The organism is Nocardia sp. Tas62D01 (assembly GCF_055232035.1).
Window position 1 is genome coordinate 9,614,022 of the sequence record NZ_JBUYUZ010000001.1, and the last position, 16,423, is coordinate 9,630,444.

Annotated in this window: 15 protein-coding genes; 2 read left to right on the forward strand and 13 right to left on the reverse strand. The window is 67.3% G+C overall.

Annotated elements, in window-relative coordinates:
• Positions 1-216: 216 nt before the first annotated feature.
• Both ACV7NQ_RS46775 and pdxT read right to left on the reverse strand, forming a co-directional pair.
• Positions 217-972: a YebC/PmpR family DNA-binding transcriptional regulator gene (locus ACV7NQ_RS46775; RefSeq protein ID WP_463365351.1), complete on the reverse strand. Its 756-nt coding sequence runs from the start codon at positions 970-972 to the stop codon at positions 217-219.
• Between the two features lie 136 nt (positions 973-1,108).
• A complete protein-coding gene (pdxT, locus tag ACV7NQ_RS46780) occupies positions 1,109-1,756 on the reverse strand; it encodes a pyridoxal 5'-phosphate synthase glutaminase subunit PdxT (protein ID WP_463365352.1) in 648 nt (215 codons plus the stop codon).
• A 194-nt stretch (positions 1,757-1,950) separates the two neighbouring features.
• Between pdxT and ACV7NQ_RS46785 the strand changes: the two genes are divergently transcribed.
• Positions 1,951-3,666, forward strand: a complete 1,716-nt coding sequence (locus ACV7NQ_RS46785) for an APC family permease (RefSeq protein WP_463365353.1) — start codon at positions 1,951-1,953, stop codon at positions 3,664-3,666.
• Positions 3,667-3,814: 148 nt separating this feature from the next.
• Here ACV7NQ_RS46785 and ACV7NQ_RS46790 read toward each other — a convergent pair whose 3' ends face one another.
• Positions 3,815-4,636, reverse strand: coding sequence for an acyl-CoA thioesterase (locus ACV7NQ_RS46790; RefSeq protein ID WP_463365354.1), 822 nt, complete (start codon positions 4,634-4,636; stop codon positions 3,815-3,817).
• Between the two features lie 93 nt (positions 4,637-4,729).
• On the opposite strand from ACV7NQ_RS46790, the gene ACV7NQ_RS46795 reads away from it, so the two are divergent.
• Positions 4,730-5,356 (forward strand): nucleoside/nucleotide kinase family protein, encoded by a 627-nt coding sequence (locus ACV7NQ_RS46795; RefSeq protein WP_463365355.1) that lies wholly within the window; start codon positions 4,730-4,732, stop codon positions 5,354-5,356.
• Positions 5,357-5,503: 147 nt separating this feature from the next.
• Here the strand turns inward: ACV7NQ_RS46795 and ACV7NQ_RS46800 are convergent, their stop codons facing one another.
• From ACV7NQ_RS46800 to ACV7NQ_RS46845, 10 genes are all read right to left on the reverse strand, one after another.
• Positions 5,504-6,238, reverse strand: a complete 735-nt coding sequence (locus ACV7NQ_RS46800; protein WP_463365356.1) for an SDR family oxidoreductase — start codon at positions 6,236-6,238, stop codon at positions 5,504-5,506.
• Between the two features lie 145 nt (positions 6,239-6,383).
• A complete protein-coding gene (locus ACV7NQ_RS46805) occupies positions 6,384-7,274 on the reverse strand; it encodes a LysR family transcriptional regulator (RefSeq protein ID WP_463365357.1) in 891 nt (296 codons plus the stop codon).
• A gap of 118 nt (positions 7,275-7,392) precedes the next feature.
• On the reverse strand, positions 7,393-8,295 hold the full coding sequence (gene pdxS / locus ACV7NQ_RS46810; RefSeq protein ID WP_463365358.1) for a pyridoxal 5'-phosphate synthase lyase subunit PdxS: 903 nt from the start codon (positions 8,293-8,295) through the stop codon (positions 7,393-7,395).
• 539 nt (positions 8,296-8,834) lie between these two features.
• Positions 8,835-9,878: an NUDIX hydrolase gene (locus tag ACV7NQ_RS46815; protein ID WP_463366074.1), complete on the reverse strand. Its 1,044-nt coding sequence runs from the start codon at positions 9,876-9,878 to the stop codon at positions 8,835-8,837.
• Positions 9,878-11,002: a glycosyltransferase family 4 protein gene (locus tag ACV7NQ_RS46820; RefSeq protein ID WP_463365359.1), complete on the reverse strand. Its 1,125-nt coding sequence runs from the start codon at positions 11,000-11,002 to the stop codon at positions 9,878-9,880. The genes ACV7NQ_RS46815 and ACV7NQ_RS46820 overlap by 1 nt, the downstream gene beginning before the upstream one ends.
• Positions 10,999-11,964 (reverse strand): phosphatidylinositol mannoside acyltransferase, encoded by a 966-nt coding sequence (locus ACV7NQ_RS46825; protein WP_463366075.1) that lies wholly within the window; start codon positions 11,962-11,964, stop codon positions 10,999-11,001. Before ACV7NQ_RS46825 ends, ACV7NQ_RS46820 begins: the two co-directional genes overlap by 4 nt.
• A 46-nt stretch (positions 11,965-12,010) precedes the next feature.
• Entirely contained in the window at positions 12,011-12,685 is a 675-nt protein-coding gene (gene pgsA / locus ACV7NQ_RS46830) for a phosphatidylinositol phosphate synthase (RefSeq protein ID WP_463365360.1), read from the reverse strand.
• Positions 12,686-13,288 carry an ATP adenylyltransferase gene (locus ACV7NQ_RS46835; protein WP_463365361.1) on the reverse strand — a complete coding sequence of 201 codons (603 nt, stop codon included), beginning with the start codon at positions 13,286-13,288 and terminating at the stop codon, positions 12,686-12,688.
• A gap of 68 nt (positions 13,289-13,356) precedes the next feature.
• A complete protein-coding gene (gene thrS, locus ACV7NQ_RS46840) occupies positions 13,357-15,417 on the reverse strand; it encodes a threonine--tRNA ligase (protein ID WP_463365362.1) in 2,061 nt (686 codons plus the stop codon).
• 266 nt (positions 15,418-15,683) lie between these two features.
• The gene (locus ACV7NQ_RS46845) at positions 15,684-16,295 is read right to left on the reverse strand and encodes a (2Fe-2S)-binding protein (RefSeq protein WP_463365363.1); all 612 of its coding nucleotides are present in this window, start codon (positions 16,293-16,295) and stop codon (positions 15,684-15,686) included.
• Positions 16,296-16,423 lie beyond the last annotated feature (128 nt).

The window sequence follows — 16,423 nt, forward strand, 5'->3', positions numbered from 1 at the left end:
GCGTCGTTCCCCGGAGTACCTCACCTGAGCGATGCGACGACGGCGCCCCTCATCAACGTCGCCCCCGGATCGCCTGCGGCGCCGGGCGTCCCGACGGCTCCAACGGAGCGCGAACCTTGACTGAGGATCGCCCTGCACATGCTTCGGGGCGGGCCGCGCATTGGCGGGCCGCCCCGATTCCGGCGGTTACTGCCGGCCGTCAAGCATTGGTAGTGCCTACTCGTCGTCCAGCTCGGCGAGGACCTCGTCGGACAGGTCGACGTTGGTGTAGACATTCTGCACGTCGTCGCTGTCTTCGAGCGCGTCGACCAGCTTGAATACCTTGCGGGCGCCGTCCGTGTCGACCGCGACCGACACCGAGGGCTGGAAGCCGGATTCGGCGGAGTCGTAATCGATTCCGGCGGACTGCAGTGCCGAGCGCACGGCGATAAGGTCGGAGGGGTCGCTGATGACCTCGAAGGCGTCACCGAGGTCGTTGACCTCCTCGGCGCCCGCATCGAGCACGGCCATCAGGACGTCGTCTTCGGACAGGCCGTTCTTCTCCAGCGTGACGACACCCTTGCGGTGGAACAGGTACGATACCGAACCCGGGTCGGCCATATTGCCGCCGTTGCGGGTCATCGCGACACGGACCTCGCCCGCAGCGCGGTTGCGGTTGTCGGTGAGGCATTCGATGAGGACGGCGACACCGTTGGGGCCGTAGCCCTCGTAGGTGATCGTCTGCCAGTCGGCGCCGCCGGCTTCTTCGCCGCCGCCACGCTTGCGGGCGCGCTCGATGTTGTCGTTGGGGACCGACGACTTCTTCGCCTTCTGAATGGCGTCGAAAAGGGTCGGGTTGCCTGCCGGGTCACCGCCACCAGTGCGGGCCGCCACCTCGATGTTCTTAATCAGCTTGGCGAAGAGCTTGCCACGCTTCGCATCGATCCCCGCCTTCTTGTGCTTGGTGGTGGCCCATTTGGAGTGGCCGCTCATTCCCTACTTCCTCCAGGTCGACTGCACGTCTGATTGTGCGCACGGTACCCGTACCGGCCGGGTAGACAACTCCTCCAGCCTACTCGGCCTGTCGCCGCGCCTTCCCCAGGCTCGCGTCCGCGTCGATTCGTCCCCGCTACGCGGCGCGGACCAGGTCGACGAACATGCGGTGTACCCGCAGATCTCCGGTGACCTCAGGGTGGAACGACGTCGCCAGGACGTTGCCCTGCCGCACCGCGACAATGCGTCCGGCGAACGGGCCGCTCGGCACAGTGGCCAGCACCTCGACGCCCTCGCCGGCACGCTCCACCCATGGCGCCCTGATGAACACCGCGCGCAGCGGTCCGTCCTCGAGGCCGGTGAAATCCAGGTCAGTTTCGAAGGAATCAACCTGACGGCCGAAAGCGTTGCGGCGCACCGTCATATCGATGCCGGACAGGTGTTGCGCGTCGGGGCGGGTGTCGAGCACCTCGGAGGCGAGCAGGATCATCCCGGCGCAGGAACCGAAGGCGGGTATACCCTCGCGCAATCGCGCACGCAGCGGCTCCAGCAGCTCGAACACCTCCAGCAGCTTGCTGATGGCGGTCGACTCGCCGCCGGGCAGCACCAGGGCGTCGACCGCGGCGAGTTCGGCGACGCGGCGCACCAGCACCGGTTGCGCACCGCACAGCTCGAGCGCCGCGATATGTTCACGCACGTCGCCCTGCAATGCCAGCACGCCGATGGTGGGCCGGGGGGGAGCCTGCCGCGCGCCGGCGGGCGAGGCGACCGTGGATGCGTTCACGCCGCAAAGCTTACGAGTCGCCGCGATGTGGTCCTGCTCACGGTGGCCGTCAAGGTTCCGTCAACAGAGGATTCACACGCACGAAACCGGTCGACACTTACTATGTGATAGCTGTATTGCCGCGCCGGGTACTCGAGCCGCGCGGGCATACGAATACTGCCTCGTCCCGCCGAGGGCTGACCGTTTCGACCGGATTGGCTGGCCTTTCCCTCGACGCCATGGCGTCGGTGTCCTACGGTCCGGAAGCCATCGTGCTGGTGCTGGCCACCGCGGGCGGGGCCGGACTCGGCATGACGCTGCCGGTGACCCTGGCCATCGCGGGGCTACTCGCGGTCCTGGTGGCCTCCTACCGGCAACTGATCGCCGCCTTCCCCGATGGCGGCGGCGCCTATGCCGTGGCCAAAAGGCACCTGGGCCGTCGCACCAGCCTGGTCGCTGCGGCCTCGCTGATCGTCGACTATGTGCTCAATGTCGCGGTGTCCATCGCCGCCGGTGTGGCCGCGCTGACCTCGGCATTCCCCGCGCTGCACGGGTACACGGTGTGGATCTGTGTCGCGGTATTGGTGGGTATTACCGCGCTGAACCTGCTCGGCATCACCGAGAGCGCACGCGCGTTCATGATTCCCACCGTCGTGTTCGTGGCGAGCATTTTCGCCGTCATCATCGGCGGGCTGCTACGTTCGGAACCCGCCAGTGTCACCACGGGCGCTGCGGCCGTCACGGATCTGCACACGGTGGGAATCCTGTTGCTACTCAAGGCATTCTCCAGCGGCTGCGCGGCACTGACCGGTGTGGAGGCGATCGCGAATGCGGTGCCGAGCTTCCAGGCGCCGAAGATCAAGCGGGCGCAGCGGGCGGAGGTGGCGCTCGGCGCACTGCTCGGCATCATGCTGATCGGCCTTGCCGTGTTGATCCAGAAGTTCTCGCTGCGGCCGATCGATGGCACCACCGTGCTCTCGCAACTGACCGAGGCTGCGCTGGGCCACGGAATCGGTTACTACATCGTGCAATTCGCGACCGTGATCCTGCTCGCGCTGGCGGCGAACACCTCCTATGGCGGGCTGCCGACGCTGACCCGGATTCTGGCCGACGACAACTGCCTGCCGCATCGGTTCGCGGTGAGCTCACCGCGCCAGGTGTACCGATACGGCGTGCTGACGCTCGGCCTGAGCGCGGCGGTGTTGTTGATCGCCGCGCGCGGCGATATGAATGCGCTGGTCCCGTTGTTCGCGATCGGGGTGTTCGTCGGATTCACCATCGCGCAGACCGGCATGGTGCGGCACTGGTTGCTGACCCGTGCCGACGGGTGGCGCTGGCGCACGGCACTGAACGGCTTCGGCGCGGTGCTGACCTTCGTCGCCGCGATCGTCACCACCGCAATGAAATTCGCCGAAGGCGCCTGGCTGATCGTGCTGGTTTTGCCGGCCCTGGTGCTCGGCATGGAGCGAATTCGCAAGGCATACAACCGGATCGGCTGCTGCCGCGGAAACGGCGAGGTACCCGCGCAACCGCACGCGACCGGGACGGCCATCGTGGTTCCGGTGTCCGAGGTCTCCGAACTCAGCCGCGAGGCGCTCTCGGCCGCCATGTCCATCGGCAAAGACATTGTCGCCGTGCATGTTTGCCTGCCCGGCGAGTCGGTCAGGGCGTTCACCAAGGCGTGGGAGGCCTGGCATCCCGAGGTCCGGCTGGTGTTGCTCGAAGACAGCGACTCGACCGTCGGCGGCCCGGTTGCGCACTACGTCCGCGAGAACTTCACCGGACGCCGCAAGGTCGTCGTGATCGCCGAGATCGATCCGCCGATGGGCTGGGACCGAGTACTGCCCAGCCATCGCAGCGACGAGCTCGAGCGGGAGCTACGCCGAATGACCGACACTGTGGTCTGCCACCTGCGAGTCCAGGTGGACTGATGCCGGACCGGTTCGAGATACCTGACCAGTTCAGGCGGCGCGGTGGTGTAGGTCGGCCACGCCTGCACCACCGTCGCCGATAATCCGGTGCAAGCAAAGGACCGACACCTCGTGCGGTGCGAATCCGGAGAAGTACGCGAAGTCCGGGTCAGTCTTCGCGCAGCGTGCGGATCAGGCCCTCCTGGACGACGGCGGCGACGAGCTGGCCCTGGCGGTTGAAGATCTTGCCGTCGGTGAGTGCGCGCCCGAAGCTCGCGGACGGGGAGGACTGGTCGTAGAGCAGCCAGTCGTCGGCGCGAAAGGGGCGAAGGAACCACATGGCGTGGTCCAGTGACGCGTTTTGGGTCTCCTCATCGGGGTGGGTGACCTTGGACGAGCTGAGCAGCGTCATGTCGCTCATATAGGCGAGCGTGCAAACATGGAACAGCGGATCGTCGGGCAGCGGGTGCCGGTATCGAAACCACACCTGCTGTTGCGACACCGCACCTTCGCGGCGAGCCACCTGGTCCAGCGGCACCATCCGAATGTCCCAGTGCTCCCACTCCCGCATCGCCCACAGCCGCTCCGGGGTCATCTCGGTACTGACGTCCGGGAGGTCGCCGGGCACTTGCACGGCGGGCATCTCATCCTGATGCTCCGGCCCCTCGTCGCCGACATGGAACGACGCCGACATCGTGAATATCGCGGCCCCGTCCTGCACACCGGTCACCCGACGCGTGCAGAAGGAACGGCCGTCACGGATCCGCTCGACCAGATACACCGTCGGTTGATCGGGATTACCCGGCCGCAGGAAGTACCCGTGCAACGAATGCACCTGGAACCGCGGCTCCACCGTCCGCACCGCCGACACCAGCGCCTGGCCGGCAACCTGGCCGCCGAACGTACGCAGGAGCTGGGTCTTCGTGGAAGCACCACGGAAGATGTCCCGCTCGAGCCGCTCGATCTCCAGCGCCTCTTCGATTGTCGCCATGGGCTGACGTTATCGCGACGGTCCGGGTCGGTTATGTCCGGCTGGCGGTCGGGCGGCGGCGACCGCTCGATTCGGGTTTGCTGTGATTGGCGGGTGCCACAGTTCGCAGCGATCACCCGAGACGGGCTGGTCGAACTCATTGCCCGCAGCATTCTCGAACTGCGCGGCCCAGTGGTGATCGCGATCGACGGAGCCGATGCCGCCGAGCCCGTCGCGGTCGCGGTCCAGGTCGCCACCGCGCTGCGCGACACCGGCAGGTCCGCCGAGGTGGTCTCCCTGCACGACTACGTCCGCCCCGCGTCGTTGCGCATGGAGTTCGGCCGCGACGACGAATTGTCCTATCGCACAGCATGGTTCGACTACGAAGCCCTCCGCCGCGAGATCATCGACCCGCTGCACGAGCACGGCCGCTGGCTGCCCGCCCTCTGGAACGAGACCACCGACCGCTCGGCCCGCGCCGCCGTCCGCACCGCCCCCTCCGACCTCGTCCTACTCCTCGCAGGCCCGATGCTCCTCGGCCGCACACTGAACTTCGACCTCACCATCCGCCTGGACATGTCCGAAGCAGCACTCCACCGCCGCACCCCACCCGACACCCAGTGGACCATCCGAGCCCTCACCCACCACGACCGCGAAAACCCAGAACCCCCAACACTATTCATCCGCTGGGACCATCCGGACCGCCCCGCCCTCCGCACCGCCACACCCCACGAGGACTAACCGCCACATCCCGGCGAGTGGCACATCACGGAGGCGGCTCACGGCGTGTCACCGCAGCCATATACCACTCGCCGCCCCGGCACTTCCGCGAGCACATGGTGGCGGGGTCTTCTCAACCGTTGTCCCGGTCATGCGCCGCTCGGCGGGCTAGACCAGGTGGTGGCCGCCGTCTACATGGAGGACTGTGCCGGTGATGAAGGGGTTGTGCATGACGGTGAGCATGGCTTGGGCTATGTCGTCGGGGTGGCCGATGCGGCCGACGGGGAGGCGGGCGGCCATTTGTTGGTGGCGTTCGGTTTTGGCGAGGCCGGCGATGGTGTCCCAGATCGGGGTGTCGACCCAGCCGGGTGAGACGACGTTGACGCGGATGGGGCCGAGTTCGACGGCGAGGGCGTAGGCGAGGGAGGCCAGGGCGCCGTTGACGGCGGCGACCATGGAAGCGCCGGGGGCCGGGCGGTAGGCGGCGATGCCGGAGGTGAAGGTGAGGGAGCCGCCAGCGGTGATCTGGGCGTGCTTGGCGACGAGCGCGGGGCCGATCAGCTTGGCGTCGACCAGGTTTCGGCCGACGGCGGCATCGAGGGCGGCGACGGACTGGTACGCGCCGTTGACGTCGGCCGCCGTTGTCACCACGTGGTCCACCGGGCCGAGGTCGGTGAACAATTGCTCGAGATCGCGCTCACGGGTGATGTCGACGACGACCGAGCGCACCTTGCCGGGACCATCGGGCAGGGTGCGCTCAGCATCGGCGAGACGCTCGGCCGATCGGCCCGCGATGGTGACCTCCGCGCCCGCGTCGACCAACGCGGCGGCCAGAGCCAGTCCCATACCGGAGCTGCCGCCGATGATAACGACGCGTTCGGGGGTTGTCGTAGTTGCTGTCATGACTCCACTCGACCATCGCGCAGGCCGAGCGTCCATGTCGCACTTACGAATTCGCGTTAGCCCGCATCTAACGGTCCAGGTCGGATAGCACTCGGCGAATGCCCAATATGACAACGGAGCGGGATGCGTCAGCCCGGAATCCGCGTCAGGTGGCACCGGTGAGCGGTTGACGCGCCAACGCCTCGACGAGCACTCGCACGGCCGGATTCCGGCTGACCGAACGCCAGGCGGCCGCATAGGTGACCACCAGTGGGCCGCCGCGCAACGGCCGCCAGGCGAGGCCGGGTAGGTCGGCGGTGCGGGCGGAGCTGAGGCCGATCACGTCCGGGCGCAACGGCAGTACGGCGAGCATTTGGGCGTGGCCCATGGCGCTGTCGCTGAGACGGATCCGCGCGCCCCGCTTCCCCAACTCGCGCAGCAGCGCGTCATGCAGGCCGGTGGCGGATTCTCTGGCGAACAGGATGAGCTCTTGGCCGGTGAGGTCGGTGGGTTCGATCTCGGCGGCGGTGGCCAGCGGGTGGGCCGAGGACATCAGGATGCCGAGACCTTCCCGCGCGACCGGCTGTTGGGCGAAGCGATCGGGCAGCGTCACCGGCGCGCGGACGAGCGCGAGGTCGACCTCGTCATCGTCGAGGAGCCGGACCTGGTCGGCGGTGGTGCCGCCGGTGAGCACCATGCGGGTGCCCGGCAGTTCAGCGCGCAGTAGCTCCGCCAGGCGCGCGGGAAGCCATGGCGGCACCCCGTTCAGCAACCCGAAACGTAGTACGGACGCACCAGCATTCGCGGTGCGCCTGGTCTCTCGGATCGCCTCGTCCACCGAACCCAACACGTCCTTGCCGGTCCGGAACAGCACAGCGCCCGCGGGCGTGAGCTCCACCCGAGGCTCCCGGATGAGCAGCGGCCCACCCATTTCCCGCTCCAACACCCTGATCTGCTGGCTCAAGGTGGGCGTCGAGATAAACAATCGCTCCGCGGCCCGGCGGAAGTGCAATTCCTCCGCCAGCACCACGAAGTACCGCAACTGCCGCAACTCCACGAGCCAACGCTACTGCGCGTGGCCTCGTGGCGAATACGGCCGACTACGCTCACGAGCAGGGACTCCGCTGAGTCCCTGCTCGTGAGAAAGAATTACCGGCCCGCGGTCGGGCCGACGATCACCAGCCGCGCTCGGCCAGGCGATGGTCGACAGGGAGCTCCTCGACGTTGATGCCGACCATGGCCTCACCGAGGCCGCGGGAAACCTTGGCCAGCACGTCGGGGTCGTCGTAGAAGGTGGTGGCCTTGACGATGGCGGCGGCGCGCTCGGCGGGGTTTCCGGACTTGAAGATGCCCGAGCCGACGAACACACCCTCGGCGCCGAGTTGCATCATCATCGAGGCGTCGGCGGGGGTGGCGATGCCACCCGCGGTGAACAGCACGACCGGCAGCTTGCCTGTCTGCGCGACCTCACGGACCAGCTCGTACGGCGCCTGCAGCTCCTTGGCGGCGACGAACAGCTCGTCCTCCGGCAGCGACGACAGCTTGCGGATCTCGCCTCGGATCTTGCGCATGTGGGTGGTGGCGTTGGAGACGTCGCCGGTACCGGCCTCGCCCTTGGAACGGATCATGGCCGCGCCCTCGGTGATTCGGCGCAGCGCCTCACCGAGGTTGGTTGCGCCACACACGAACGGCACGGTGAAGTTCCACTTGTCGATGTGATTGGCGTAGTCGGCGGGTGTCAGCACCTCGGACTCGTCGATGTAGTCGACGCCGAGGCTCTGCAGGATCTGCGCCTCCACGAAGTGGCCGATGCGGGCCTTGGCCATCACCGGGATGGAGACGGCGGCAATGATGCCGTCGATCATGTCCGGGTCGCTCATCCGGGACACGCCGCCCTGGGCGCGGATGTCGGCCGGGACTCGCTCGAGCGCCATCACCGCGACCGCACCGGCGTCTTCGGCGATCTTGGCCTGCTCGGGGGTGACGACGTCCATGATCACCCCGCCCTTGAGCATCTCGGCCATGCCGCGCTTCACGCGGGCGGTGCCGATGGTGTTAGTGGTCTCGGGCGTGGTCACGGCAAACTCCTGAGTCATGTGCGCCAATCGGGTCGCATGTACGGAACGACTCCGATTCTAGGCGGGCCCATCAGGCCACTTGATAGCCAGTTGAACACCACTGGCCTTGCCGCGAGCAGGAGATCTAGCCCGGCCCAGGATTCACTGGCACGGTACACCGGCTCCCGAAAACGGATTCGCCAGAACGACGGCAAGTTTCGTCGACCCGGCGAATTCCGAGCTTCGACTCAGATCGGGTTGACTACCAGCAACTGTGCCCAATACTCCGCGGCGGACTGGCCGATCAACGGCGAGAGGAAATCGAACAACAGGTAGGACATCTATTACTTGCCTCCACGCACCAACGGTTTCAATCCCACCGAAGTGGGACCACGACACCGGGTTTCCGAGTGCCTCCCTGCGAGCACTACCCGGGCCGCATCAATCCAGTCGCGACGCTATCACGATCGTGAAACACATCACAGCCAACTGCGACGGGCCGCTCAGCCCGGCAAACGCACGGCACGCTGGCTGTGCTGCCCAGCGCCGCACTGGTCAACTCAGCGGATCGAACGAACTTCCGGATCGGGTCCGCCGGAGGCCACCTCGGCGGCTTCGGCGAGCAACTGCTCGAGGTGATACGGGTAGACGGTTTCACCGGACTGGTCCAGCGCCAGGATGTCGGCGGCGGTGCACCATTTGTTGCCGGTGATACAGCGGCGCTCCATGGCTGTGAGGTTGCCCGGTTGCGGTTCGTAAGCGCGGACGCGTAGCGCGAAGAACAGCTCCTCGGCGCGGATCAGCTCGCCATTGAACGGGAACACCGCCACCCGCCGCCAGATCGGGCCGCGCAAGCTGTCCGGGTCGGCGGTGTGGCCGGTCTCCTCCCACAGTTCCCGCACCGCGGCCGTGCGCAGGCTCTCCCCCGGATCGACGCCGCCGCCGACGGTGAACCAGAACGAGATGTCGGGGGTCTTGGGATCGTGGCCGCGCATCAGCAGCACTCGATCCTGCTCGTCGAGCAGCACCACGCGCGCCGAGGTACGGATGGTGTCGACCGCCAGACCGGTCGAGGCGGCCGGGTTGGCTCGCTCGGTGATCTCGAAGTAGGTGGGCAGGGGTGCGGTACCGCCGAGGTGCAGGATGCGGACCGGTCGCCGGGTGCGCAAGGCCAGGGTGTCGCGGACCGCGTCGTTGTGGAAGCGGCGCGCGATCAGTACCCGCGCCTCGGCGTCGGCCAGCTCGGCCACCTGCTGCGGCAGCAGTTGCGCGATATCAATCGTGGAAAGCTCTGCCGAGAGCTGGTTTTCGACCGTCTCGCGGTCCGCGCTCCCCGCCCGCTCGGCGCGGTCTGCCAGGGTGGACAGGCGTCTGGCTTGGTCGGCCTGTGCCGAATCGGAGACCGGTCCGGCGATCGCGATCGCGACCGACCTGGCCACGACCGCGCGGCGGTCCAGCGCCGCGTCCAGGGCCAGCCACGACTGGTCGGAGCGCACGTGCAATCGGTCGAGCCGGTTGGCGGTCGAGTATGCCCAGATGCCGATCGCGACGATCACCGCCGCTATCAGCGCGAGAACGAGAACCGTTGTCGCGGAGAAGGTGATCATCCGGCGGCCCGCACTCGGACATCGCCGACGGTGACCGTCTCGTATACCCGCAGGATCTGTTCGGCCACCACCGGCCAGTCGTACTCCCCGACCACCTGGGTCGCGGTCTGCACCAGCGCTTCCCGACGCGCGTCGTCGGTGAGCAGGGAGTCGATCGCGGCGGCAAGCCTGGCAGAATCACCCACCGGCACAAGCACACCCGCCGCGCCGTCGCGCAACACCCGACGGAACGCATCCAATTCGCTTGCCACCACGGCGGTTCCGGCGGCCATCGCCTCGATCAGAATGATGCCGAAGCTTTCTCCGCCGAGATTGGGCGCGCAGTACACATCCGCGCTGCGGATCGCCGAGGCCTTCTCCTCATCGGACACCTGGCCGAGGAAACGCAGATGCTTGGCGAGCGGGCCCGCCTCGCGGTGCAACCGCTCCTCGTCACCGCGCCCGACGATCAGGATCTCGAGGTCCCGATGGCGGCGCACCAGTTCGGGCAGCGCGCCGAGCAGCACCTCCATCCCCTTGCGCGGCTCGTCATAGCGGCCGAGGAACAGCACCGTCCCGCCCGCACGCGGGTAGCCCTGCAGCATCGGCGCCCGCGCGAACGCGGGCACATCGACACCGTTCGGGATCTCCACCGCATCGGACCCAAGCGCCTCCACCTGCCAGCGCCGTGCCAACTCCGAGACCGCGATCCGCCCGCTGATCTTCTCGTGATACGGGCGAAGCACACCCTGAAAGGTGCTGAGCGCCAACGATTTCGTGGTCGAGGTGTGGAAGGTCGCCACGATCGGACCCTCGGCGATCTTCAGCGCGAGCATCGACAGACTCGGCGCATTCGGCTCGTGGATGTGCAGCACGTCGAAGTCGTTGCCGTCGATCCAGCGGCGAATCCTGGTGTAGGCCATGGGACCGAAGGACAGCCGGGCCACCGACCCGTTGTACGGGATCGCAACGGCGCGACCGGCCGACACCACGAAGTCCGGCAGCGGCGTGTCCTCCGACGCGGGCGCCAGCACGCTCACCTTGTGCCCGCGTTCGATGAACACTCGCGCCAGTTCCACGACATGCGCCTGCACCCCGCCAGGAACGTCGAACGAATAGGGGCAGACCATGCCGATTTTCATGGTGTGTGGTCCCCATTGGCATTTTGTAGCCCGGCCTTCGCGATCCCGGCCTGTGCCGCGGCGATCCTGGCCTGCCGCTCCGCGGAGAGATCGTTCTCCCATTGTGGCTGCAACATGTGCCAGTCGGCCGGATGCGCCGCGATGTTCGCCGCGAAGCGGTCGGCCAATGCCTGCGTCGCCGCCGTGACACCACCCGAAACATCCAGTGGCGCTTCGGTCTTCATGCCCCAGCCCTCGCGGCCGTCGGCGTCGATGGTGTACCAGAGGTGCACCGGGATCAGCGCCGCACCGGTCTCGATGGCCAATTTCGCCGCGCCCGCGGGCATCCAGGTCGTTTCGCCGAAGAAGGTCACCTGGACGCCGCGGCCGGTGAGGTCGCGCTCCCCCATCAGGCAGACCACCTTGTTCTCCCGCAACCGGGCCGCCAGCTCGACGAACGGCGGCTGCTCGCCACCGGTCAGCGCAAACACCTCGAAACCCAAGCTCTCCCGGTAGGCGATGAAGCGCTCGAACAGCGACTCGGGTTTCAGCCGTTCCTGGACGGTCGAAAAGGTCCCGTGGTTCTGCACTAGCCAGACACCCGCCATGTCCCAGTTCCCGGAATGCGGCAACACGACGACCGCGCCACGACCTTGTACCAGCGCCGCTTCCAGGTTTTCCACCTCGTCCACGGTCAGCGCCGCACCAAGCGCCGCATGGTCCATCGACGGCAGCCGGAATGCCTCCCGCCAATACCTGGCATACGAGCGCATGCTCGCCCTGAGCAGTTCATCCGGCACCTGCTCGGGCGAAACACCGATGACCCGAGCAAGGTTGCGTCGCAACTGTTCCGGGCCGCCCTTGCGCGTCATCCGATCGGCGCCCCAGTCGAACAGCCTGCGCGCGGTCGATTCCGGCAGCGCGCGCACCAGTCGCCACCCTGCCGCGTATCCGGCGGCGCCGACCCGGTCCCCAATACTCACAACCACCCCTGCACTTTCCGGACATCTACCATCGTGCGCCCGAATCTCATGCGGGTTCCTGAGGTTCCGCGACGGGACGAGCGGGCGGCATCACGTCCCGCGCACCCTGCGAATTGCGCACCGCGAGCACCCGCTGGAACACCGTCACAATGCTGAGCACCGCGAGAATCCACATCGCGACGTGCACGGCCCAGGTCAGCCATTCGATGCCAAAATAGCCGCCGATACCGGTGAGTCCGGCACCGACCAGCACGATGACCAACCGGTCCGGCCGCTCGATCAACCCGCCGTCCGCCGACAGCCCGCTCGCCTCGGCGCGTGCCTTCGCGTACGAAATGACCTGCGAGGTCACCAGCACCACCAGCGTCGCGAGGAACAGCGGCTTGCTGTTCTCGTGGTACACGGCCCACCACGCCAGGCCGCCGAAGATGGCGCCGTCGGCGACCCGGTCGCAGGTGGCGTCCAGCACCGCACCGTATCTCGTGCCGCCGCCGCGCGCCCGGGCCATGGCGCCGTCGAGCATGTCGAACATGACGAACAACCAGATCACGATGGTTCCCCAGAACAGGTGTCCGGTCGGGAACAGGGTGACCGCGGCCGCGATCACGGCGGCCGTGCCGATCACGGTCACCGCGTCCGGGGTGAGCCCGGTCTTGACAAGCGCCTTGCCCAGCGGCGCAGTCGCTTTGGAGAACCTCTCGCGGCCGAAGAAGCTCAGCACTTAATCGACCTCTTTCCACGCGGCGGAAAGCAGGGCCCTGGTCTCCCGCAGCAGTTGCGGCATCACCTTCACCCCACCGACGACGGTGATGAAGTTCGCGTCACCGCCCCAGCGCGGCACGATGTGCTGGTGCAGGTGGTCGGCCAGCGAACCACCCGCCACGGCACCGAGATTCAGGCCGACGTTGAAGCCGTGCGGCCGGGACACCCGCTTCATCACCCGGATGGCCTGCTGGGTGAACGCCATCAGCTCGGCGCTCTCCGCGTCGGTGAGGTCCTCCAGGTTGGCGACCTTGCGGTAGGGCACCACCATCATGTGCCCCGGGTTGTACGGGTACAGGTTGAGCACCGCGTAGACCAGCTCGCCGCGGGCGATGACCAGGCCGTCCTCGTCGGACATCTTCGGGATGTCGGTGAACGGATGCCCGGTCGAGTTGGTCTCCGAGGTCGCCGCCTCCGCGATGTAGGACATCCGGTACGGCGTCCACAGCCGTTGCAACCGGTCCGGTTCCCCAGCGCCGCTGTCCACGATGCTCCCCTGCTCGGTCGAGGCCGCGGTGTCGTCCAGGTCCGCGAACCCGTCCGGCACCGTGCGTTCGCTCATGCCCGGCCCTTCTGTGTCAGGCGGTCCCTGTCGGCTCCGATGAGCAAGGCTGCGCAAGTGTTACTCATCTACGCCTCCTCTCGGGCTGATCGAATCACGAAGCCCTCAGCGGTCGGCGAGGTGTTCTCCCGGTTCGCGATCCACGCCACGACGGTCGCCACCGCGTCGTCTACCGGAACCCCGTTCACCTGGGTGCCGTCCCGGAACCGGAAGCTCACCGCGTCCGCGTTCAGATCGCGCTCACCGGCGAGCAGCATGAACGGCACCTTCTGGGCTGTGTTGTTGAAGATCTTCTTCTGCATCCGGTCGTCGCTGCGGTCCACCTGCGCGCGGATCCCCGCGTCCTGCAGTTCCTCGATCACCCGATCCAGGTGCGGCACAAAGGCTTCCGCGACCGGGATGCCGACCACCTGCACCGGCGACAGCCAGGCCGGGAAGGCGCCCGCGTAGTGCTCGGTGAGCACGCCGAAGAACCGTTCGATCGAGCCGAACAGCGCGCGGTGGATCATCACCGGCCGCTGCTTGGTGCCATCGGAGGCGGTGTATTCGAGGTTGAAGCGTTCGGGCAGGTTGAAGTCCAGCTGGATGGTCGACATCTGCCAGGTGCGGCCCAGCGCGTCCTTGGCCTGCACGGAGATCTTCGGGCCGTAGAAGGCTGCCCCGCCCGGATCGGGCACCAGGTCCAGACCGGAGGCCGAGGCCACCTTGGACAGGGTCTCGGTGGCCTCCTCCCAGATCTCGTCGGAGCCGACGAACTTGTTCGGATCCTTGGTGGACAGCTCGAGGTAGAAGTCGTCGAGGCCGTAGTCGGCGAGCAGGCCGAGCACGAACTGCAGCGTGCTGGTCAGCTCGGCGTGCATCTGCTCCTTGGTGCAGTAGATGTGCGCGTCGTCCTGGGTCATGCCGCGCACCCGGGTCAGACCGTGCACGACGCCGGACTTCTCGTAGCGGTACACCGAGCCGAACTCGAACATCCGTAGCGGCAGTTCCCGATACGACCGGCCGCGCGACCGGAAGATCAGGTTGTGCATCGGGCAGTTCATCGGCTTGACGTAGTAGTCCTGGCCGGGCTTGCGGACGGTGCCGTCCTCATTGAATTCGGCGTCCAGGTGCATGGCGGGGAACATGCCGTCGCGGTACCAGTCCAGGTGGCCGGAGACCTCGAACAGGTGGCCCTTGGTGATATGCGGGGTATTGACGAACTCGTAGCCCGCGGCCACGTGGCGGCGGCGCGAGTACTCCTCGAGCTCCTTGCGGATGATGCCGCCCTTGGGGTGGAATACCGGCAGGCCGGAGCCGAGTTCGTCGGGGAAGCTGAACAGGTCCAGTTCCAGGCCCAGTTTGCGGTGGTCGCGGCGCTCGGCCTCGGCGAGCAGGTGCATGTGCTCGTCGAGGGCTTCCTGGGACTCCCAGGCGGTGCCGTAGATGCGCTGCAGGTCCTCGCGGTTCTGATCGCCGCGCCAGTAGGCGGCGGAGCTGCGGGTCAGTTTGAACGCGGGGATGAACTTGGTGGTCGGGATGTGCGGGCCGCGGCACAGGTCGCCCCACACCGTCTCGCCGGTACGCGGATCGAGATTGTCGTAGATGGTCAGCTCTGTGCCGCCGACCTCCATGACCTCCGGGTCGTCGATGCCGGACTTGTCGCTGATCAGCTCGAGCTTGAACGGCTCCTTGGCCAGCTCGACCCGCGCCTCCTCGATCTCGACGACCCGACGGGAAAACCGCTGCGCGCCTTTGACTATCTTCTTCATCCGGGATTCCAGCTTGGCCATATCCTCGGGGGTGAACGGCTTGTCGACCTGGAAGTCGTAGTAGAAGCCGTCCTTGATGAACGGGCCGATGCCGAGCTTGGCGCCCGGGAATTCCTGCTGCACCGCCTGGGCAAGGACGTGCGCCGCGGAATGCCGGATGACGTTACGGCCGTCCTCGGTATCGGCGGCGACCGGCTCCACCTCGACATCGGTGTCCGGGATCCAGGACAGGTCCTTGAGGCCTTCGGCGTCGCGGACGACGACGATGGTGTCGGGACCCTTGGTCGGCAGGCCCGCTTCGCGCACCGCGGCACCCGCCGTCGTCCCGGCCGGCACCCGGACGAGGGCGACTGGGCTGATGGGGGCTGAGGTGGTCACGGCGGCGCACTCCTTGGAGTTCTCGTGGGCGGGTTTGTTCCCGCGGGTCATCGGCCGGATACATTTGCTCCAGCGCGACCATGCTATCGGCACGGTGGCGGCTGCGCGCAGCCCGCCTCTCCACGTATTCGGGCCGGTCGTCGGGCGCGTCACCAGTCGCATCGCGGACCGCGGTCGCGCGATCGGCCGAGTCTTGCGCAGACCGGTGAGTTATCCATGCACTTGCGAAACCAGTTGGTCACGTTGACGAAGGTATGGTCGTAGCGTCAGCTGTCGGCGGCGAGCTGCTCGAGCAGAACGGTGCGTTCGGCGGCGGAGCGTTTCGGGCAGCTGGTGCACATGTCGCAGCCGGGGATCTCGAAGACGAGGCAGCAGGAGATGCGCTTGACGAAGGTGCGACCGCCGACCTCGATGAAGCGGGGCGTCGGGAGTTTGTCGCCGACCTCGTGCGCCAGCCGGGTACCGGCTTCGGGCGCACCGGCGTCCAGCGCGCGATTGCCGATCGCGTCGGCCACGATGGCCCACAGCGACGCCAGGCCCGCGCCCGACACCGCGGACATCGGAGTGATCACGGCGGCAAGGGTTTCCCGCAGCGCGGCGCCGCAGCTCATGCCGTCATCGGCCGCCTTGACGTGGACCCGCTCGACGCCGCCGTCGGGACGGACCTCGCAGTCGATGCGGTTCAGCACCGGCGCCGGCGCGGATTCATCGTGCGCGTAGGCCCGCGCGGCCTGCTCGACCAGCGCGGAGGCCGCCATGCACCACCACAGCGTGCCCGCGATACGCGGCGACGTAGTACCCCAGGACGCACCCATCTCCGCGATCCGCGCGGCCAGCCATTCCGGCTCGGTGAGCGTCCGGCCGGGCACGGTATTCATCACTTCATGAGACTGTGTAACCACTGCCCTTCGACTCCCATCCAGCCGCCGACCAACCCGAATGTTCCCTATACCCATAGTGTGCGACGACCCGAGTGTCGCGACGACCAGCGCGCAGGGTCCGGGCT

Bases quoted from the DNA above. Each gene is read 5' to 3' on its own strand.
- ACV7NQ_RS46775 (WP_463365351.1), bottom strand. From the start codon at position 972: ATGAGCGGCCACTCCAAATGGGCCACCACCAAGCACAAGAAGGCGGGG.
- ACV7NQ_RS46845 (WP_463365363.1), bottom strand. From the start codon at position 16,295: ATGAATACCGTGCCCGGCCGGACGCTCACCGAGCCGGAATGGCTGGCC.
- ACV7NQ_RS46790 (WP_463365354.1), bottom strand. From the start codon at position 4,636: ATGGCGACAATCGAAGAGGCGCTGGAGATCGAGCGGCTCGAGCGGGAC.
- ACV7NQ_RS46800 (WP_463365356.1), bottom strand. From the start codon at position 6,238: ATGACAGCAACTACGACAACCCCCGAACGCGTCGTTATCATCGGCGGC.
- ACV7NQ_RS46820 (WP_463365359.1), bottom strand. From the start codon at position 11,002: ATGAAAATCGGCATGGTCTGCCCCTATTCGTTCGACGTTCCTGGCGGG.
- ACV7NQ_RS46835 (WP_463365361.1), bottom strand. From the start codon at position 13,288: ATGAGCGAACGCACGGTGCCGGACGGGTTCGCGGACCTGGACGACACC.